The sequence below is a fragment of the Antarcticirhabdus aurantiaca genome, from assembly GCF_009765365.1.
GTDB classification, from domain to species: Bacteria; Pseudomonadota; Alphaproteobacteria; order Rhizobiales; family Rhizobiaceae; genus Antarcticirhabdus; species Antarcticirhabdus aurantiaca.
Genome location: NZ_VTOM01000004.1, coordinates 59,964 through 80,029 on the forward strand (window position 1 = coordinate 59,964; position 20,066 = coordinate 80,029).

Sequence of the window (20,066 nt, forward strand, 5' to 3'; positions counted from 1 at the left end):
GCTCCCTATCCCGCGGTCGCGGCGAAGGGATCGGCCGCGTCGCGCAGACCGTCGCCGAGGAAGGAGAAGGCGAGGACGCTGACCACCACCGGCACCATCGGCAGGAGCAGCCAGGGATAGAGCGCCACCGCCTCGATGTTCTGCGCTTCCGTCAGGAGGACGCCCCAGCTGGTGATCGGCGGGCGAAGGCCGAGGCCCAGGAAGCTCAGCGCCGTTTCGGCGAGGATCATGGCGGGGATCGACAGCGTGACCGAGGCGATGATGTGGCTGGCGAAGTTCGGCAGGAGATGACGCGTGATGATGCGGGACGGCCGCGCGCCCATCATCTCGGCGGCGGCCGTGAAGTCCTCCTCGCGCAGCGAGAAGAGCTTGGAGCGCACGGCCCGCGCGAGCGAGGGCCAGTCGAGGAGCGCCAGGATCAGCGTGATGCCGAAGTAGACGAAGAGCGGGTCGAGCGTCGCGGGAAGCACCGCCGCCAGCGCCAGCCAGAGCGGCAGCTGCGGCAGCGAGCGCAAGACCTCCGTCACGCGCTGGACCCAGTAGTCCGTGCGCCCGCCGAGATACCCGGCAAGCCCGCCGAAGACGAGCGCCAGCACCAGCGACAGCCCGACGCCGACGAGGCCGATGGTGAGCGAGATGCGCGCCCCATAGATCAGGCGCGAAAGCATGTCGCGCCCGAGCCGGTCGGTGCCGAGCAGGAACAGCGTGCCGCCCGGCTGCGGGCAGACGAGGTGGAGGTCGGCCTCGACCATGCCCCAGAAGCGATAAGGCTCCCCCCGGCACAGGAAGCGGATCGGCTGGGGCTCGGTCCGCACCTCGGCGTACTGCCGCTCCAGCGTGTCGAGGTCGAGCGTCCCCTCCATGGGGTAGACGAAGGGCCCGACGAAGGCTCCGTCGTGGACGAGGTGGAGCCGTTGAGGCGGCATGAAGATGTGTTGCGTGTCGCGGGTGGAGAGGCCGTAAGGCGCGACGAACTCGGCAAAGGCGGCGACGAGATAGGCGAGCCCGAGGACCACGAGCGAGAGCACCGCCATGCGGTGCCGCTTCAGCCGCCACCAGAAGAGCCGTGCCTGCGAGGCGGCGAGGAGCTCGGCCGAGAGCTTGGAATGGAGGCTCGTGGTGCGCTCGGGATCGAAGGGCGCGGTCGAGACCCAGTGCTCCAGCGGAGCGCTCATCGCCGCCGCTTTCCGCCCGACAGGCGCACGCGCGGATCGACCAGCGCGAGGAGGATGTCGGAGACCAGCATGCCGATCACCGTCAGGATCGCGAGAAACATCAGGAACGAGCCCGCGAGATACATGTCCTGGCTGCGCAGCGAGGACAGGAGCATCGGCCCGGTGGTGGGGAGCGACATGACGACCGACACGATCACCGAGCCCGACACGATGCTGGGAAGGAGATCGCCGATGTCGGACACGAAGGGGTTCATCGCCGAGCGCAGCGCGTATTTCAGGAGGATGCGCCGCTCCGGCACGCCGCGCGCGCGCGCCGCGACGACATAGGGGCGCCCGAGCTCGTCGAGGAGGTTCGCCCGCACGCGCTGGATCATCGCGGCCGTGCTGGACATGCCGATGACGACGACGGGCACGACGAGGTGGGCGAGGAGCGAGGCGACCTTGGCGCCGCTCCAGGGCTCGTCCGCGAGGGCCGGGTCCATCAGGCCGCCGATCGAGACGCCGAAGAAGACGTTGGCGCCGTAGAGGAGGATCAGCGCCAGGAGGAAGTTGGGAATCGCGAGGCCGAGATAGCTGAGGAAGGTCAGCCCGTAATCGACGAGGCCGTACTGGCGCGAGGCGACGTAGAGGCCGACGGGAAAGGAGACGAGGTAGATGAAGAGAACGGTCGCGAAGTTCAGGAGGAGCGTCAGGAACAGGCGGTCCCCGACGACGTCCGCGACCGGCAGCCCGTATTCGAAGGAATAGCCGAAATCGCCGCGGAAGAAGCCGCCGACCCATTGCAGGTACTGCACCGGCAGCGGCTGATCAAGGCCGTAGAGCTCGCGCAGGAAGGCGACCTTCTCCTCGAAGTTCGTGTCGCCCTCGGCCCGCAGCTCCGCGATGTAGCTGGAAAGGTAGTCGCCCGGCGGCAGCTGGATGATGATGAAGACGAGAAGGCTGATGACCAGAAGCGTCACCGCCATGGTGAGGAAGCGGCGGCCGAGGAAGCGCGCGAAGTTCACGGCCGCGCCTCGGGCGCACGCGCCGCCACCTGGTCGGCTGGCGCGAAGAAGAAGGTGTCGGGGCGGTGCATGCCGAAGAAGGCGCCGGGATTGAAGTTGAAAAGGGCGGTTTCCGGCACGTTGCGCAAGGCGTTCGAGACCACCACCACCTGGTCGACGTCGGCGACGAGGCCGATGCGGACCATCTCGTCGGCGTTGATCTCGAGCATGCGCCGCCAGATCTCCGCCTGTCCGTCCGGGTCGATCGTTGCCCGCCACGCCGTCGCGAGCCGAACGAGCTCGGCGGCGAAGGGCAGGTCCGGGGCCGAGCCGAGGCGGCCGGCGCTCTCGAAGTTGAGGCCCCAATCCGGCCACTGGAACTGGGCGGAGGTGGTCGGCGCCAGCTCGTCCGGCGCGTCGGAGGGCACCGGCGCGCCGTTTTCGAGGCCCGGCGCGACGGCCATGACCGTCGAGCCCGCGGCGAGGCGGCGCTCCAGCGTGTCGCGCTCGACCGGCTTGACGATGAGGCCGATCCCGACGCGGGCGAGGTCCTCCGTCACGAGCTGCAGGACGTCGCTCTGCTCGGCCTCCTCGCCGGCCGTTTCCAGGACGATCGTCACCGGCTCGCCGTCGGGGCGCAGGCGGATGCCGGCGCCGTTGCGCGTCCCGAGGCCCATCGCGTCGAGGAGGGCGTCGGCCGCGGCGGGATCGTGTCCGGCCCAGCGCGTGGCAAGGTCCGGTTCGAAGAGCCGCGTGCCGGCCAGGACCGTGTCGTTGGAGGGTCGCGCGAGGCCGTAATAGACGACCTGGTTGATGTCCTCGCGGTTGATCGCCAGCGAGAGCGCGCGGCGGAAGCGCACGTCGCGCAGGATCGCGCGCCAGGCGGGATCGGCGACGGTGAGGTTCGGATAGAGCGCGACGCGCGATCCGCGGCCCGAGCGCCAACGGCGGACCTCGTAGTCCTGCCGCTCGGCGGCGCGCTTGATGAAGGCGTAGTTGCCGAAGTTGAGGAAGTTCGCCTGGAGGTCGGCCTCGCCGCCGGCGACCTTGGCGGGGATGAGCCCGGCGCCCGCGATCGTCATCGCCACCTCGTCGATATAGGGCAGCTGCCGGCCGGCGGCGTCGACGCGGTGGAAGTAGGGGTTGCGGCGGAAGACGTAGCGGTCCGCCGGCGGCTCGGTCGCGAGCACCCAGGGCTGGAGCGAGGGCAGCTCCGGATTGGTGTTCTTGTAGGACTGGTCGAGCTTGAAGTGCAGCGCCACCCAGTTGCGCTGGCCGGCCTCGGCGACGAGGCGCTCCAGCTCGGCCGGATCGGCGTATTTTGCGTGGAAGCGCTTCAGGTAATGAGCGGGCCGGAAGATCTCGAGCGGCAGCGAGCCGGCCATGGCCGGCAGGAACAGGGGGTTCGGCTTGCCCCATTCGTAGCGGATGGTGAGCGGATCGAGGAAGGTGACGGTCGGGCCCTTGCCGTCGACGAGAAGCTCGCGCGGCAGACCGTTCTTGCCGAGCTTGGGATCGTTGACGACGTCTTCCCAGTAATAGCGGAAGTCCTCCGCCGTGAAGGGCTCGCCGTCCGACCAGCGGTGGCCGGCGCGCAGGTGGATGGTGAAGCGCCGCCCCTCCTCGACGTCGATTGCCCGGGCGATGTCGGGCTGGATGCTGCCGTCCGGCACGGTGCCGGCAAGGCGCGCATAGCCGAAGACCACCATGCGCCGCGTGTCGCGCGCCTGCGCCTCCAGGATGCGCAGCGTGCCGCCGTAGACTCCGGGCTCCCGGTCCATGGCGGCGAGGTCCGTCACCAGCGGCTCGGACGGCAGGCGCTCGCGCATCGGCGGCAGCCGCCCCTCCGCGACGCTCTGCGCCAGGATCGGCGGCTCGGCCTGAGCCTGAGCCTGAGCCCCCGCCGGCAGGGCGGCGCACAGCCAGGCGAGAACGGCGAGAACAACGGCGGCGGCAATCGTGAGCCGGCCGCGCTCGGCCTGGTCGGATCGCACGTCGCCCGGCGTCATGCTCATGCCTCACCTCCTGCGCCCGCCGGCTCCAGCACGCGCCCCTCGCTCGTCGCGGGCGCGTGCCGCGCGCTTCTCGGCTCGTCCGGCGTTCCGGCAACGAAGCTTCGCACGAAATGCTCCGGCGCGACCTCGATCAAGCCCGGCTCGGCGCCCCCCTCCCCGCCGCCATAGGGCCAGGGCCAGGTCGCCGGGTCGGAACGACGGCCGGCGGAAAGCTTCGACAGGTCGAGCCGATTGTCCGGGTCGGGCTCGGGGATCGCGGCGATCAGGGCGCGCGTATAGGGGTGGCGCGGCTCGCGGAACAGGACCTCGCGCGGCGCGATCTCGACGAGACGCCCGGCCGCCATGACCATGATGCGGTCGGCGAGGTAGTCGACCACCGCGAGGTTGTGCGAGATGAACAGGCAGGTGAGGCCGAGCCTGTCCTTCAGGTCGCGCACGAGGTTCAGGATCTGGGCCTGGACCGAGACGTCGAGGGCCGAGACCGGCTCGTCGAAGACGATGAGCTCGGGTTCGAGGGCGAGCGCCCGCGCGATGCCGATGCGCTGGCGCTGCCCGCCGGAGAAGCTGTTGGGATGGCGGTTGAGGTGGCTCTCGTCGAGACCGACGAGGCGGATCAGCTCCTTCACCCGGGCCTTTCGCGAGCGCTCGTCGCCGATGCCGTGGACGAGCAGGGGCTCTGCGACGATGCCGCCGACCGTCATGCGCGGGTTGAGCGCGGAATAGGGATTCTGGAAGACGTACTGCACGCGCCGGCGCCAGCGGCGCAGCGCCTCGCCCGTCAGGCCGAGGACGTTCGTTCCGGCGCCGTCAGCGTCGAACATCTCGATGCGGCCCTCGTCGGCATTCTCCGAGCGGGCGACGATCTTCGACAGCGTGGTCTTCCCGCAGCCGCTCTCGCCGACGAGGCCGAGGCATTCGCCGCGCCGGATCTCGAAGGACACGTTCCGCACGGCATAGGTGGAGGCGCGCGGGGTCGCCGCGAGCATGGCGCCGGGGCGCGGGTGGAAGACCTTGGACACGTCGTCGACGCGCAGCAGCGGACGCCCGGCCTCGGCCGCGGGACGGGCCTGCGAGCGGACCGGCGGGACCGGAATCTCGCGCAAGGGCCGGAGGCGCGTTGCCCGATCCATGCCGAGGCGCGGGACGGCGCCGATCAGGCCCTTGAGATAGGGGTGGCGCGGGTCGTGGAAGAGATCGCGGACCGTGCCCCGCTCCATGGCCTCGCCATGGTGCATCACCACCATCTCGTCGGCCATGTTGGCGACGACGCCGAGGTCGTGGGCGACGAGCAGGATCGCGGTTCCGTGGCGCTCCTTCAGATCCATGAGGAGGCGCATCACCTCGGCCTGGACCGTGACGTCGAGCGCGGTCGTCGGCTCGTCGGCGATCAGGAGGGCAGGCCGGCAGATGGTCGCCATGGCGATCATCGCGCGCTGGTTGAGGCCGCCGGACAGCTCGAACGGGTACTTGTGCGCGGCCTCTTCGGGCCGCGTGAAGCCCACAGCCTCCAGCGCCGCGACGACCTCGCGATGCGCTTGCCCCCGGTCGACGTCGCGGTGGAGGCGCAGGGCCTCGCCGATCTGGTTGCCGATGGTGTGGAGCGGCGACAGGGCGACCGTCGGCTCCTGGAAGATCATGGAGATCCGGTCGCCGCGGATAGCCCGGAAGGCCCGCGAGCGGGGCGGCAGGCTCGCGAGGTCGACCGGCGGCGCGTCCCCGTCCCGGAACAGCATGCGCCCGCTCAGGATCTTGGCGACGCGCGGCAGAAGACCGAGAAGCGCAAGGCCCGTCGCCGACTTGCCCGAGCCCGATTCGCCGACGAGCGCCACGACCTCGCCGCGGCGGATGCGGAAGGACAGCTTGTTGACCGCCCGGATGGTGCCGGCCGGGGTCCAGAACTCGACCGTCAGGTCCTCGACGCTGAGGAGGTCGCTCATCGCCCGCACCGGGAGGATGAGCGGGGCTCCGGCCGCCGCGCGCGCCGCTTCGTCGGACAGGTTGAAGAAAGCGGCGGCGGCGAGGTCATGGGAGCTTGAGGTCGAGGAGCACGATCTCGGAGTAAAGATGGTCGACCGCGATCGGATCCACGTCCGGCGAACGAAACCAGCGCGCCAAGGGAAGCGCTTCGATCCGGCCCTTGTCAACGGCGCCCTGCATGAAGCGCGCGTCGACGGCCAGGACGCCGCGCTCCGGCCGGGCGAGGCGGTCGGCCAGGGCTTGCGCGCGGGGCGCGAGGAAACCGGGATCGCCGACGTGGAGGACTTCGCAATAAGCGATGTCCTCGCCCTTGAGCTTGACGTGGTAGGCGAGATGCACGGCCTTGTCGCCCTCCCGCAGGATCGCGTGGGAGACCGGCAGGCCTTCGTGATCGGCGACGATGCGCTCCGCCTCCGGCCCGATCACGGCGACGGCTTGCAGAGTCGCCGGCTCGACCGTCAGTCCGGACGCCGCGCCCGGGCGGGGCTCGAACAGGCTGCGGGTGTCGTCGAGGACCTGGAAGCCGAGGGCGCGGATCTTGCGGCCCGTCGCCGCCCGCGCGGTCATGGTGGCGTAGGTGACATCCGGCCGGGCCATGCCGGCGCGCAGCAGCGCGTCGCCGACGCCGCTGCCGCGATGCTCGCGCAGGAGGTACCAGGAGCCGAGGTCGCAGAAGCGCCGGATGCCGAGCGGCGTCGGCCGGTCGCTGTAGATCGTCGCCATGAAGCCGACGACCTCGCCCTCCGCCTCGACGAGCCAGCCGCGCTCGACGTCCGGCGGGCGCCAGGGATAGTCGAGGATGCGCCGCCAGCGCGCGCGCGGGATCTTCGGGTTCATGCGGGTGTGGAGGAGCTCAACGACCGCGTCGATGTCCGCCTCGCCCGCGGGCCGCACGATCGGGTTCATCGCCCCGCCTCCTCGACGCCCGGCAGGCCGAAAGCCTTCGCCGCACCGATCCAGCGCGCGGCCGGGTGCGCCGCCAGGAGGCCGAGGAGCTCGTCCAGGAAGGCCCAGCTCTCCTCGTCGTGGTCGAGGTGGTGTGTCAGGACGCCGAAGGGCTCGTCCGAACGGCCAGCTCGCCGCTCGGCGAGCTGGCCGGCCATGTCGAGGAGGAGCTTGTCGCGCCCGGCGAAGTGCGCGCCGCCCTTCCAGCGCAGGATGTCGAGATGGGCGTTGACCTCGGCGAGGCCGTCGTCGCGGGGTTCGGCCACCGGCCCGAAGGTGCTGAGGCCGCGCCAGCCCTCCCCAGCCAGCCGGTCGGCGATCCGCGGCTCGATCCGGTTCCAGGGCGGCACCATCACCTGGAGGAAGCGCCCGGGAAAGAGGTCCTCGAGGATCGCGCGGCCGCGGCTCAGCTCGGCGAGAACCGTGTCCGCGGCCCGGTCGCCGCCGCATTCCACCGCCCGCCCGCCCGGCGCCGCGTGGTTCCGGTGCGCCGAGCCGTGCTGAAGGAAGGACACCGCCGGCTCGTCGGCGAGCCGCGCGGCAAGGCCCTCTCGGGCGCCGAGCGGAACCACGGCCAGCGCGAGCGGCAGGCCGCGGCGACGGGCGATACGGAGAAGGCGGTCGAGGGCGGCGCTCGGCTCGACCGCGTCGTCGTCGCGCCACCAGAGCGGGACGCGGCGCCCCGCGCGCGCGAAGGCGTCGAGTTCGTTTCGAAGCGTCGTTTCGGCGGATGCTTCAGCCATGCGAGCGGCTCCGCCGCCTTCGCCCGATCCGTCCCGTCGCGCCTGCCGTCCAAACCTGCATGGCGCCGGTCGTAGCCGGGATCTAGCATGGGGTCCAGGCGTCACGCACGACCGGGGAACCCTCCCATGCGCAATCCACCCCTCATCCTCGCGGTCGACGACGAGCCGGACACCTTGGACACCCTCGCTGCCCAGCTCTCGGGCGCGGGCTACGCCGTGGCGACCGCGGACACGGGACCGGCGACCCTCGACAAGGTCCGGGCGCTTCTGCCCGACCTCGTCCTCCTCGACAACGCCCTGCCCGGCCTCACCGGCGTCGAGGTGGTGCGGGCCATCAAGGCGGATGCGAGCCTGCCCTTCACGCCGGTCATCATGGTGACCGGCCGAGCCGAGCCGCGGAGCATCGTCGAGGGCCTGGACGCCGGCGCCGACGATTATCTCGGCAAGCCCGTCGACGCCGCGGCGCTGATGGCGCGGGTGCGCGCCATGCTCCGCCTGAAAGGACTCCACGACACGGCGCAGCGCCAGGCCCGGGCGCTGGAAACACAGACCGAGGAGCTGGCGAAGTGGAGCGCGCGGCTGGAGGAGCGCGTCGTCGAGCAGGTCGCGACCATCGCTCGCATCGAGCGCTTCCGCCGCTTCCTGCCGCCGCAGGTCGCCGAGATCCTCGCCTCCGGCCAGGGCGGGGCCCGCGATCCGCTGGCCTCGCATCGTGGGCCGGTCACCGTGGTCTTCGCCGACCTTCGCGGCTTCACCGCCTTCGTGGAAGCGGCGCCGCCCGACGCGGTCATGGCGGTGCTGCGCGCCTACCACGCCGCGGTGGGCGAGCTGGCGGCCGCGCTCGACGGAACACTCGAGCGCTTCGTCGGGGACGGCGTCCTGGTGCTCTTCAACGACCCCCTGCCCCAGGCCGACCACGTGCTGCGGGGCGTGCGGCTGGCGCTGGCGCTGCGCGAGCGGGTGGCGGGGCTCGCCCGCGGCTGGGCGGCGGAGGGCCACGCGCTCGGCCTCGGGATCGGCATCGCGACGGGCGAGGCGACGATCGGCAGCGTCGGCTTCGAGAACCGGCTGGAATATTCGGTGATCGGCTCGGTGCCGAACCTCGCCGCGCGCCTCTGCGAGAGGGCCGAAGCCGGACGGATCGTGACCGACGAGGCGGTCTGCCGTCTCGCCGGGCCGGGCCTTGGCGCGCGCCCGGCCGGCGCCCTGTCGCTCAAGGGCTTCGCGCGCCCCATTGCGGCTTTCGAGATCGACGGCCTCGCCGATCGCGGATGACCGGGCGAGCCTAAGAGCGTCTAACAGAACCACCGGGCGGAGGGCTGGCGAGGGATTTGACGTCACCGCTAGGAGCCGAGCGCAGCCTATGCAGCGCATAGGCGAGGTCCGAAGGACGGGCGAGACGCGTGGCTCGCCCCGTGGAGAGGACGTGGTGGCGGCGAAGGCCCGCCAGACCGACCCCGCGAGGTTCTGTTAGACGCTCTAAACGGCCGCCGCGCGGCGATAAAGGTGGTAGCGTCCCTGCCCGATGCCCTCCGGCAGTTCCAGGGGATCGAGCCCCGGCGTCGCGAGGGGCTGGTCGGAGATGACGTGCCCGCCGGGCGCGACGATCCGCGCGAGCACGGGCCCGAGCCAGGCGCCGAGCGCCGCGTCGATGGCCGGGTCGCCGCAGCCGAGATCGCTGTGGACGAGGAGGATCGGCTCGCCGGCGCGCGCGGCGAAGGGCTCCAGCGTTTCGCCGAGATCGCCGACGACGAGGTCGCTTGCCGCCGGCAGCCGGTGCGGCGGCAGGCTCGGCCGGCGCTCGAAGACGACGATGCGGCGCCCGCCATGGATCTCGCGCAGGTGGTCCCAGGTCCGCCCGTTGCCGAGGCCGAGTTCCAGGATGAGCCCGTCGCGGCCGGCGACGAGGTCCGGCGTCGTGTTGAGAAGGAGGCGCTGGGCTTCCAGGCGACGGATGAAGCTGTCGAGGCGGCTCATGCGGGTTCCTTCGAGACATCGGCGGGCATCAACCGGAATAGCCGGCGAGGCGCGCCGCTTCCAGCGTGTGGAGCGACTGGATGCGCTGGACGCCGCGCAGGGCGAAGCGGCCGACGCAGGCGAGCGAGGCCCGCCGCTCGGCCGGCAGCGCCTCGAAGAAGTCGGTGGACATCAGGACGTTGACGTCGACCGAGCGGCACATGGAGGCGATGCGGCTGACCTCGTTGACGGCCGGGCCGATGACGGTAAAGTCCAGGCGCTGCTCGCTGCCGATATTGCCGTAGAACACCTCGCCGATGTGGAGGCCGATATAGACGTCCGTGGTCGGCCGGTTCTCGGCGCGGCGGGAGGCGTTGAGCTCGGCCAGCCGCTCGCGGAGCCGCCGCTCGGCCCTGAGCGCCGCGCAGCTCGCATCGTCCGGCGCGTCGGCCTTGAAGATCGCCAGAACCCCGTCGCCGACGAGCTTGAGGACGTTGCCGCCCTCCGCGTGGACCGCCGAGATCACGGCCTCGCCGTAGTCGTCGAGGAGGGTCAGCACCTCGTCCGGGGCTGCGCTGTCCGACAGCTTGGTGTAGCCGAGGAGGTCGGAGAACCAGATCACCGCCGAGATGCGCTCGGGCTGGCCGCGCCGGATCTTGCCGGAGAGCACCTGCCCCGCCGCGTCCTCGCCGAGATAGACCTCGGCGATGGTGCGGGCGATGCGCGCCAATGCGGTGCACTTGATCGCGAGCGCCAGCGTCGGCAGGAGCACCCGCAGCGCTTCGACGTCGCCCTCGCGGAAGCCGCCGGGATGGCGGGTCGCGAAGTAGGACAGGAAGGAGTCCATCTCGCCGATGGTGCCGTCCGGCGCGAAGCGGTGGCCGAGGGCGATGAAATCCGTGTGGCCGGCCTCGGCCAGCTTGTCCAGCATCGAGAAGTCGGCCGGATCGCCGAAGCCCAGGCGGCGGCGGATCTCGGTGTCCGTCCCCGACCAGAGACGGTAGAAGGCCGAGCGCTGCCAGCTGGCGAGCGCCTCGCCTTCGTTCGTCGGCCCGTATTCGGATTCCGGCGGGACGCCCGCCTCGCTGTCCCACTGAAAGGCACGGCCCTCGTGGACGGGATGGAGCGTGTCGATCACCGCCACGGCCCGGTCGAGCGGCAGGCCCGCCGCGCGGCAGGCAGAGCAGAAGGCGGACAGGAGCTCGGCCTCGCTCGCCCCGTTCAAGCCCCGCGCGGCGAGATCGGCCGCGATGCCCGAGATCGAGCCTCCATCCATCCTGGTCCCCCTGGTCCGGATTCGACGCGTTCGCGGCCCGCCCTGCCCGATCAAGGCGCGGACGGCGGGCCGACGAGAGGCCCGCACGCTACTCCATCGCGCAGCGCACGTCGTTCAGCGCGAGCACTTCGAGGGGCTCGCCGAGCCCGCGCAAGGGATAGGAGCCGAGGCTCTCGAGCCCGGCCGGGCATCGCGCGAGGTCGGCGAAGGCGCGCGACAGGAGAACGGGCCGCGCGAGCTCCTTGGTCAGTGCCTCGAGGCGCGAGGCGACGTTCACCGCCGGGCCGATCACGGTGAAGTCGAGCCGGCGCCGGGTGCCGATATTGCCGTACATCACGTCGCCGACGTGGATCCCCATCCCGTAGCCGAGCGGCGCCCGGCCCCGCGCCACGTGCCCTTCGTTGAGGCGTGCCATCGCAGCCTGGGCCTCCGACACGGCCATCAGGAGGTCGCGGCCCGCCGTCGGGCGGTCGAGCGGAAAGATCGCGAGGAGCCCGTCGCCGATGAACTTCAGGATCTCGCCGCCATGGGCCTCCACCGGCCCGCACACCGCGTCGAAATAGCCGTTGAGGAGCTCGATGACGTCGTCGCGCGGCCAGAGCTCCGAGATGCTCGTGAAGTCCCGGAGATCGCAGACGAGGATCGCGGCGCTGACCGTCGTGCCGCTGCCGCGCGTGATGGCGCCGGCGAGGATCTCGGCGCTGGCATGCGGGCCGACATAGGTTTCGAGGAGGGTGCGGGCGAGCCGGTTCTTGAGTCGAACCTCGCTGACGAGGGAGAGGGCCGGCACGAGCCCGGCGAGAAGCGCGATCTCCGCCTCCCGGAAGCCGGCCTCGCGGTCGGCGGCGAAGCTCACGACGTGGCGGCCGCCGAGCGTGTGCTTGATCGGCCAGGCCACGTAGTCCGTCAGCCCTTCGCCGCGCAGCTCCTCGTAGATCGGGTAGTTCGCCCCCTTCTCCGCCGACCGCCCGGCGGCCAGGCGCCGGCGGATGCGCTCGGCGCCGAGATGGATCTCGCGAACCGGGCTGTTGACGTAGGCGGACGAATCCTGCGCGCCGTGCTCGAAGGTCCGCAGCTCGGCCTCGGCGAACCCCGTTCGCCACAGGATGCTGGCCCCCATGAACTGCGGATGCTGGATATGGAAGTTGAGCGTTGCCCGCGCGACCGGCACGCCGGCCGCCCGCAGCCGGGCGCAGAGCTCGACGAAGATGTTGTCGATGAAGCGCTCGTCATGCGTTCGCGTCATCAGCCAATCGTTCAGGTCGGCGAGCAACTGCTGTTCGGCGCCCCGGCGGACCGGTGCGAGCGTGGACGATAGCGTGGTCATCGATCAACTCCGTGCCGCCCGGCTCGGCGGCGGCTTGGCCGCCGGGCCGGTGCGCGTCGCCGCGGCATTCAGGTCCGGGATACGGATCTAGCGCGGCGCCCGCGTCTTAGCAGGTCGCCGGCCGCCGCGTCAGTTCGAGGCGAGGGTCGGCGGCAGCGGCTCGACCGGCATGCCGACCCCGATCTTCTGGAGGTTGCCGGTGATGATCCGGTCGCTCTCGGACACGCCCTCCGCCGCGACGAGGTCGCCAACCGAGCGGCCGAGCCGCACGGTCTTCTGCTCGACGGTGTCGCCCTGGCCGATGACGTAGACGTACTTGCCGAGCTGCCCCGACCCGACGGCCGCGCTCGGCACCATCAGGACGCCGGGCTCCTCGCGCAGCTTGAGCCGCGCGCGGACATACTGGCCCGGCAGGAGGCGGAAGCCCTCGTTGCGGATCGTCGCGCGCGCCGAGACGGTGCCGGTGCGCGGATCGACGGCGTTGTCGACGAAGCTCAGCTCGCCCTCCATCTCCCCGCCGCCCGGCAGCGAGACGGCGACGCTCACCCGCCCCTGGCTACGCGCCTTGGCGATCTCGGCGAGCTCGGTCTCGCTGGGATTGAAGGTGACGTAGATCGGATCGAGCTGCACCAGCCTGTTGAGCGTCGCCCCGCCCGCGCCGATCAGCGTCCCGACGGGCGCGCGGTCGCGGCTGAGGCGGCCGGCGAAGGGCGCGCGGATCTCGGTGTAGCCGAGGTTCAGCTCGGCCGAGCGGATGGCGGCCCGGCTGACGGCGAGCGCGGCTTCCGCCTGCCGGCGCGTGCTGACGCGAAGGTCGGCCGTGTCCTTGGCGAGCGAGCCGCTGCGCACCAGCGAGGCGGAGCGGTCCGAGGTGGCGCGGGCATAGTCGAGCGCCGCCGCCTCGCGGTCGGAAACGGCGCGCGCCTGCATGAGCGCGGCCTCGTAGTCGCGGGCGTCGAGGCGGTAAAGGAGCGCCCCGGCCTCGACGTCGGCGCCGTCGGGGAAGAGCTGCTCGGCGACGTATCCGCCGACCTTGGCCTGGAGGTCGACGGCGCGGATCGCCTCGGTGCGCGCGGCATAGTCGAAGACCACGGGCACCGTCTTCTTGACGACGGGTGCGGTCGGCACGGGCATGGCCGGCGGGGGCGCCGCGGCCGGCTCGGGCGCCGGCTCGGCGGAAGCGATGGCGACGGCGGCGGCGTCTCGAAGGGCGTCGCGGTGCTGCCAGGCCATGTCGGCGCCGAGGCCGGCCACCGCCGCCACGCCGAGGATGAGGGCGAGCTTCAGGATCTTCATGGGAGAGGGTCTCCGGAACTACTCCGCCGGCACGCCAGCGGGATGGGAATGGGTGTGCGCCTGGGCGCCGGCGCCGGCGCGCTCGCGCCAGCGCTCGATCACGGCGTAGAAGACCGGCACGAAGAGCAGCGTCAGGACGGTGGCCGCCAGCATGCCGCCGAAGACGGTGGTGCCGATCGACTGGCGGCTCGCCGCCCCTGCCCCTTCCGCCCGCACCAGCGGCACGACGCCGAGGATGAAGGCGAAGGCCGTCATCAGGATCGGCCGCAGGCGAAGGCGCGCCGCGTCCTTGGCGGCCTCCACGATGTCGAGGCCGTCCTCGCGCCGGCGCCGCGCGAACTCGACGATCAGGATCGCGTTCTTGGCCGCCAAGCCGATCAGCATCACGAAGCCGATCTGCGAGTAGACGTCGATCTGCAGGCCCCGCCATTGCAGCGCCGCCACCGCGCCGAACAGCGCGAGCGGCACGGCGAGCAGCACCATGAAGGGCATGGCCCAGCTCTCGTACTGCGCGGCGAGGATCAGGAAGACGAAGACGATGGCGAGCGCGAAGATGACGCTGGCGAGCGAGCCTGCCTTCAGCTCCTGGAAGGTGATGCCCGTCCATTCGAAGGTGAAGTCGCGCGGGAGCGCCGTCGCCGCCGCCCGCTCCATGGCCACCACCGCGTCGGCCGAGGAGAAGCCGGGCGCGGGGCCGCCATTGATGAGGGCCGAGGCAAAGTTGTTGTAGTGCGGCACGGTTTCCGGGCCGACGATGGGCTTGAGCGTGCCGAGCGTCGAGAGCGGCACCATGCCGCCTTCGGCGTTGCGCACGTAGAGGCGCGACAGGTCGGAGGCCGCCGCGCGCGCCGCTTCCTCGGCCTGCAGCGTCACGCGGAAGGTGCGGCCGAACAGGTTGAAGTCGTTCACGTAGAGCGAGCCGAAGAAGATCTGCAGCGTGTTGAACACGTCCGGCAGGTCGAGCCCGAGGAGCTTGGCCTTGTTGCGGTCGAGGTCGAAGTCGAACTGCGGCGTCGAGGTGGAGAAGGAGGAGAAGAGCTGGAAGGCGTTCAGCTCCGGCTGCTTGCGCGCCTCCGCGAGGAGCCCCTGCACCGCCTCGTTCAGCGCCTTGGAGCCGCGGCCCGACAGGTCCTCGACCTGGAACTCGAAGCCGCCGGTGGCCCCCAAGCCCGGAATCGAGGGCGGGTCGAAGGCAAGCACGATCGCCTCGGGGATCCCCATCAGGGGGCCGCGCACGGCCTCGACGATCTTCGAGGCGCTCTCCTCCGGCCCGCGCTCCTCCCAGGGCTTGAGGATCGCGAACTCCACGGCCGCGTTCGACTGGGCGGCGTTGGTCAGGAAGTTCAGCCCGCTGATCGAGCCGACGGTCTGGACGCCCGGCGTCGCTTCCAGGACGCCGCGCACCTTGGCCGCCACCGCGTCGGTGCGCTCGAGCGACGCCCCGTCGGGAAGCTGGACGACGACGAAGAAGTAGCCCTGGTCCTCGACCGGCAGGAAGGTCGAGGGCAGCTTCTGCCAGATGGCGTAGGTTGCCCCCAGCGTCACGAGGAAGAGCGCGAGCACCGTCAGGCGCCAGCGGATGAGGCCCCCGACGAGCGCGGCATAGCCGTTCGACAGCCGCTCGAAGCCCGCGTTGAACCAGCGGAACAGGATGAAGGGCCGCCCCGCGCGGTGGGACAGGAAGGCGGCGCTGAGCGCGGGGCTGAGCGTCAGCGAGTTGAAGGCGGAGATGCCGACCGAGATCGCGACGGTGAGCGCGAACTGGTTGTAGAGCCGGCCCGCGACGCCCGGAATGAAGGCGACGGGGATGAACACGGCCATCAGGACGGCCGTCGTCGCGATGATCGGCCCGGTGACCTCCTTCATCGCCCGGCGCGTCGCTTCCAGCGGCGGATGCCCCTCCTCCAGCTGGCGCTCGACATTCTCCACCACCACGATCGCGTCGTCGACGACGAGGCCGATGGCGAGCACCATGCCGAGAAGGCTCAGCATGTTGAGCGAGAAGCCGAGCATGGCCATGACGACGAGGGTCGCGACCAGCGAGACGGGGATGGCGATCACCGGGATGATCGTCGTGCGCCAGCTCTGGAGGAAGACGTAGACGACGAGCACGACGAGGAAGAGCGCCTCGCCGAGCGTGACGAGGACGTCGTGCATGGAGGCCGACACGAAGCGCGTCGTGTCGTAGTGCATGGCGTAGTCGAGGCCCCTGGGGAAGCGCTGCGACAGTTCCTCCATCTTGGCCTGGACGTTTTCCTGGAGGGCGAGCGCGTTGGAGCCGGGGCTCTGGAAGATGCCGAGGACGACCGTCGGATCGTTGCCGAAATAAGCGGTCGAGGCGTATTGCAGCGAGCCGAGCTCGATGCGGGCGATGTCCTTGAGGCGCACGGCCGAGCCCGCGGCCGCGTCGGCGCGCACGATGATCTCGCCGAACTCCTCCGGCTCGCTGAGGCGCCCGACGGCGTTGACCTGCATCTCGAAGGGCGTGCCGGCGGGGGCCGGCGACTGGCCGATCTTGCCCGCCGCCACCTGGACGTTCTGCTCGGCGACGGCTTGGCTCACGTCGACGGCGGTGATGCCGAGATTGGCCATCCGGTCGGGATCGAGCCAGATGCGCATGGAATAGCGCCGCTCGCCGAAGATCTGCACGTCGCCGACGCCGGGCACGCGCTTCAAGGGGTCGGCGACCTGCAGGAAGGCGTAGTTCGACAGCGCGACGGGATCGAGCGAGCCGTCCGGCGAGACGAGATTGACGATCAGCGCGAAGTTCGGGTTCTGCTTCTTCACCGTGACGCCGGCCTGGTTCACGATGGCCGGCAGGGCGGAGGCGGCTTGCGAGACGCGGTTCTGGACGTCGACGGCGGCGATGTCGATGGGATAGCCGATGTCGAAGGTGACGGTGATCGTCGCCGAGCCGTCGTTGGAGCTCGTCGAGGACATGTAGGTCATGCCCTGGACGCCGTTGATCGACTGCTCCAGCGGCGTCGTCACCGTGTCGGCGACGACCTGGGCGCCCGCGCCCGGATATTGCGCGCTGACGACGACCTGCGGGGGCGTGATGTCGGGGAACTGCGAGACGGGCAGGATGAAGTAGCAGATGGCGCCCGCCAGAACCATGACGATGGCAATGGCGGACGCGAAGATCGGCCGACGCGTGAAGAAGTCTACCATATCGATTCCGATCGATCGGGAACGTGCTTGGAAAGTCTATGGCGCCCGGCCGCGCCCTCAGGCGAAGCGCGGCGACGCTTCTGCGGCGGCCGGTCGGCGGCGCGGTGGCGGCGCCTCCGCTTCGAGCCGGCGCGCCTGGATCCTGAGGAGCTTGTCGCGCAGGCGGTTCGGATCGACGCCGTCGGCCCGCATCAGCGCCTTCACCGCGGAGTCGGCGAGAATTTCGTCGATCGTGGGCTCATAATGCGTGCAGATCGGCATCGCGGCACCTCTTCGCTGCGGTGGTTGATCGTCCCGACCCTTTTCCGAGAGCACCCGACATCCCACTTGTCTTGAAACGCGGAGCGTCGGGTGTTACTGGTCAGTACCGCCCTGAAGTGACAGGTCGGTAACATTCCGTCAAGGGGCCGACGAAAGCGGGAGTGCGAAAAGAGCGATGTCGGGTTCGGTGCCAGCTACCGGTCGGCCGAAGGATCGGATCCTCGGAACGGCCCGGTCCTTGTTCCGCAAGTGCGGCATCCGCGGCACGGGCGTCGACACGATCGCGGAGTCGGCCGGCACCAACAAGATGACGCTCTACCGGCACTTCCAGTCCAAGGACGCGCTGATCGTCGCCTGCCTGGAGGACGCGGCGCGCGACGCCGAGGAACTCTGGCGGACGGTGGAAGCTTCGGCGCCGGGCGAGCCGCGCAGGCAGCTCGACACCTGGATCCGGCTCGTCGAGGCCGGGCTGCAGCATGACCGGGGATGCGAGTTCTCGAACGCGGCGGTGGAGCTGCCGGAAGCCTGCAGCGTCGTGCGCGACACGATCGCGAGCTTCAAGCGCACCCAGCGCGAGCGGCTGGCGGGCATCTGCCGGCAGGCCGGCATCCGCGAGGCGGATCGCCTGGCGGACACGCTCGGCCTGATGGTGGAGGGCGCTCGCGTCAGCCGGCAGGCCAGCGGCGACGAAGGGCCGAGCAGCCGCTTCGCCGACTGCGCCCGGATGGCCATCGATCATTTCGCGCTGCAGGGCTCGCCCGGGCTCGCGAAGGCGCCGGCCGAAAACCAGCCGGCGGAGTGAGCCGACCGGGCATCGGCCCGGTCGCGCGGCAGGTGGACTGAAATCGTCCCGAGCGAACCCAAGACGAGGCGTCGCCGAAGGCGGCGGACGCCGCCGGGATCTGGCTCAGGTCACGACATGAACAGGCCGCCGTCGACGTTGATCGTCTGGCCGGTGATGTAGCTGGCGTCCTCGGATGCGAGGAAGGCGACGAGGCCGGCGACGTCCTCGCCCTTGCCCGCTCTCCCCGCCGGGATGCCGCGCACCCATTCGGCCATCAGCTCGCCGGGCGCGTAGTTGCCGAGGAGCTTGCCCCAGGCCTCGTCGTTGTAGGCCCACATGTCGGTCTCGATGATGCCGGGGCAGAAGGCGTTGACGGTGATGCCTTCCTTGGCGACTTCCTTGGCGAGGCTCTGGGTGATGCCGACGACGCCGAACTTCGAGGCGGCGTAGTGCGGCGTGTAGATGAAGCCCTGGCGCGCCTGGCCCGAGGCCGTGTTGACGAGGCGCCCGCCGCGCCCCTGTCTGCGCATCCGCGCGATCGCCTCCTGGCAGCACAGGAAGACGCCCGTGGTGTTGACGTCGAGCACTTTCCGCCATTCCTCGATCGTCAGCTCCTCGACCTTGGCGATGGTGATGACGCCGGCGTTCTGGACGGAGATGTCGACGCCGCCGAAGGCGCGCTCCGCCGCGTCGTAGAGGGCGACGACCTGATCCTTGTCGGTGACGTCGGCAGTGAAGCTTTCCGCCCGTCCGCCCGCGCTGCGGATCGCCTCGACGGTCGCGCCCGCATCCTCGTTGGCGCTGACCATGACGCTGGCGCCCTCGCGGGCGAAGCGCTTGGCGATCGCCGCGCCGATGCCGCGGCTGCCGCCGGTGATCACCACGGTCTTGTTCTCGAAACGGCTCATCATGTCCTCCGGTGTGAGCGTCGGGAAAGGGTCGCGGGCGCGCGGAAGCGGACGGCGCGAGCGCGCCGCCTCCCCGCGTCCGGCGATGGATGGATCGTCAGTCCGCGACGAGTGCCGCGGCGGTGTGGTTGTCGGTGACGAGGATCGAGACGAAGCCGCCGAGCATGGCGGCGCGGATCGCCTCGACCTTGCGCTGGCCGCCGGCCACGCCGACGACGCGCGGGATCGCCGCGATCTCGGGCAGGTCGATGCCGATGATCCGCTCGTCGCAGGAGGAGCGGACCTGCCGGCCCTCGCGGTCGAAGAAGCGCAGGCCCATGTCGCCCACCGCCCCCGCTTCGCCGAGCTCGCGCAGCTCGGCCGGCTGCAGCCGGTTGCCGGAATCGGCGATCATCTGCGAGGGCTCCAGAGCCCCGATGCCGACGAGCGCCAGCGTCACGTCCTTGAACTGCGAGAGCGTCTCGCGCACGAACGGGTCCTGGATCAGGATCGCGCGCGCCTCGGCCGACTGGGTGAGGCCGGGCGCCGCGAGAAGCTGGGGCTTGGCCCCGGTGATCTGCGCCATGCGCAGCGTCAGGTGCGTCGCGTGCTTCTCCGCGCCCGGATTGCCCGTGCCGCCGAGGAGCTGGATGACGCGCGCCGCCGAGACGCGGGTCGGATGCAGGCTCTCCACCGTGCGCAGCAGCGAGGCGCTCCAGGAGGACAGGCCGATCACCTCCCCTTCCCGCAGCGAGGTCTCGACGAAATGGGCCGTCGCCGCGCCGATGGCGGTGAGGATCGAATCCTCGGAGTTCTCGCCCGCCTCCACCACGAAGGCCTCCGACAGGCCGTAGCGCTCGCGAAGCGCCGCTTCGAGGTCGAAGAAGGTGCCGCGCGGGGCGTGGATGGTGATGCGCACGAGGTCCTCCTCCTGCGCCCGCTTCAGGAGGCGCGAGATCGAGGCCTGGCTGATGCCGAGGCGCTTGGAGATGTCGGCCTGCGTCGCCTTTTCCAGGTAGTAGAGCTGCGCGACGCGCCCCATCAGCCTCAGATCGTGGATGCGCGCCAAGTCCCCGCCCCCCTTCGCCTGCCACCGCCCCGCCGGCCGGGCCGCGCGACGATGCTGTCGTGACTACCAGTCCTCGGCCGCCGGCAAAAGTCGCCCGGCCCGCGCGCAGGCGCGGCTCGGCGGCCGGATCGGGCGGCGAAAGGATCATCGAGCGGGCTTCTTCCGTCGGATGCAATGCACAACAGAACGGCACTTGACACC

The 20,066-nt window shown here is 70.9% G+C and carries 16 protein-coding genes; 2 read left to right on the forward strand and 14 right to left on the reverse strand.

Going from position 1 to position 20,066, the window contains the following annotated elements; genetic code table 11:
• Positions 1-5: 5 nt before the first annotated feature.
• The 6 genes from FZN60_RS05745 to FZN60_RS05770 form a co-directional block, all read right to left on the reverse strand.
• Positions 6-1,175, reverse strand: a complete 1,170-nt coding sequence (locus FZN60_RS05745) for an ABC transporter permease (protein ID WP_158872038.1) — start codon at positions 1,173-1,175, stop codon at positions 6-8.
• A complete protein-coding gene (locus tag FZN60_RS05750; RefSeq protein ID WP_255475887.1) occupies positions 1,172-2,179 on the reverse strand; it encodes an ABC transporter permease in 1,008 nt (335 codons plus the stop codon). The genes FZN60_RS05745 and FZN60_RS05750 overlap by 4 nt, the downstream gene beginning before the upstream one ends.
• Positions 2,176-4,173 carry an ABC transporter substrate-binding protein gene (locus FZN60_RS05755; protein ID WP_199266495.1) on the reverse strand — a complete coding sequence of 666 codons (1,998 nt, stop codon included), beginning with the start codon at positions 4,171-4,173 and terminating at the stop codon, positions 2,176-2,178. The genes FZN60_RS05750 and FZN60_RS05755 overlap by 4 nt, the downstream gene beginning before the upstream one ends.
• On the reverse strand, positions 4,170-6,110 hold the full coding sequence (locus tag FZN60_RS05760) for a dipeptide ABC transporter ATP-binding protein (protein ID WP_158872040.1): 1,941 nt from the start codon (positions 6,108-6,110) through the stop codon (positions 4,170-4,172). The genes FZN60_RS05755 and FZN60_RS05760 overlap by 4 nt, the downstream gene beginning before the upstream one ends.
• A gap of 85 nt (positions 6,111-6,195) precedes the next feature.
• Entirely contained in the window at positions 6,196-7,056 is an 861-nt protein-coding gene (locus FZN60_RS05765; protein ID WP_158872042.1) for a GNAT family N-acetyltransferase, read from the reverse strand.
• Positions 7,053-7,838 (reverse strand): polysaccharide deacetylase family protein, encoded by a 786-nt coding sequence (locus tag FZN60_RS05770; protein ID WP_158872044.1) that lies wholly within the window; start codon positions 7,836-7,838, stop codon positions 7,053-7,055. Before FZN60_RS05770 ends, FZN60_RS05765 begins: the two co-directional genes overlap by 4 nt.
• A 126-nt stretch (positions 7,839-7,964) precedes the next feature.
• On the opposite strand from FZN60_RS05770, the gene FZN60_RS05775 reads away from it, so the two are divergent.
• Positions 7,965-9,113, forward strand: coding sequence for an adenylate/guanylate cyclase domain-containing protein (locus FZN60_RS05775; RefSeq protein ID WP_158872046.1), 1,149 nt, complete (start codon positions 7,965-7,967; stop codon positions 9,111-9,113).
• Between the two features lie 204 nt (positions 9,114-9,317).
• Here FZN60_RS05775 and FZN60_RS05780 read toward each other — a convergent pair whose 3' ends face one another.
• The 6 genes from FZN60_RS05780 to FZN60_RS05805 form a co-directional block, all read right to left on the reverse strand.
• Positions 9,318-9,815 carry a class I SAM-dependent methyltransferase gene (locus FZN60_RS05780; RefSeq protein WP_158872048.1) on the reverse strand — a complete coding sequence of 166 codons (498 nt, stop codon included), beginning with the start codon at positions 9,813-9,815 and terminating at the stop codon, positions 9,318-9,320.
• Between the two features lie 28 nt (positions 9,816-9,843).
• Positions 9,844-11,070, reverse strand: a complete 1,227-nt coding sequence (locus tag FZN60_RS05785) for an adenylate/guanylate cyclase domain-containing protein (RefSeq protein WP_158872050.1) — start codon at positions 11,068-11,070, stop codon at positions 9,844-9,846.
• Positions 11,071-11,158: 88 nt separating this feature from the next.
• Entirely contained in the window at positions 11,159-12,316 is a 1,158-nt protein-coding gene (locus FZN60_RS05790; protein ID WP_422570315.1) for an adenylate/guanylate cyclase domain-containing protein, read from the reverse strand.
• 210 nt (positions 12,317-12,526) lie between these two features.
• Complete coding sequence (locus tag FZN60_RS05795; protein WP_158872054.1) at positions 12,527-13,693, reverse strand: efflux RND transporter periplasmic adaptor subunit; 1,167 nt, start codon at positions 13,691-13,693, stop codon at positions 12,527-12,529.
• A gap of 18 nt (positions 13,694-13,711) precedes the next feature.
• The gene (locus FZN60_RS05800) at positions 13,712-16,864 is read right to left on the reverse strand and encodes an efflux RND transporter permease subunit (RefSeq protein WP_158872056.1); all 3,153 of its coding nucleotides are present in this window, start codon (positions 16,862-16,864) and stop codon (positions 13,712-13,714) included.
• A gap of 57 nt (positions 16,865-16,921) precedes the next feature.
• Positions 16,922-17,179: a hypothetical protein gene (locus FZN60_RS05805; RefSeq protein ID WP_158872058.1), complete on the reverse strand. Its 258-nt coding sequence runs from the start codon at positions 17,177-17,179 to the stop codon at positions 16,922-16,924.
• 121 nt (positions 17,180-17,300) lie between these two features.
• Between FZN60_RS05805 and FZN60_RS05810 the strand changes: the two genes are divergently transcribed.
• Positions 17,301-17,927, forward strand: coding sequence for a TetR/AcrR family transcriptional regulator (locus tag FZN60_RS05810; RefSeq protein WP_158872060.1), 627 nt, complete (start codon positions 17,301-17,303; stop codon positions 17,925-17,927).
• 110 nt (positions 17,928-18,037) lie between these two features.
• Here the strand turns inward: FZN60_RS05810 and FZN60_RS05815 are convergent, their stop codons facing one another.
• Positions 18,038-18,817 carry an SDR family oxidoreductase gene (locus FZN60_RS05815; RefSeq protein WP_158872062.1) on the reverse strand — a complete coding sequence of 260 codons (780 nt, stop codon included), beginning with the start codon at positions 18,815-18,817 and terminating at the stop codon, positions 18,038-18,040.
• Positions 18,818-18,914: 97 nt separating this feature from the next.
• Positions 18,915-19,865, reverse strand: coding sequence for a sugar-binding transcriptional regulator (locus FZN60_RS05820; protein ID WP_158872064.1), 951 nt, complete (start codon positions 19,863-19,865; stop codon positions 18,915-18,917).
• Positions 19,866-20,066: the final 201 nt, after the last annotated feature.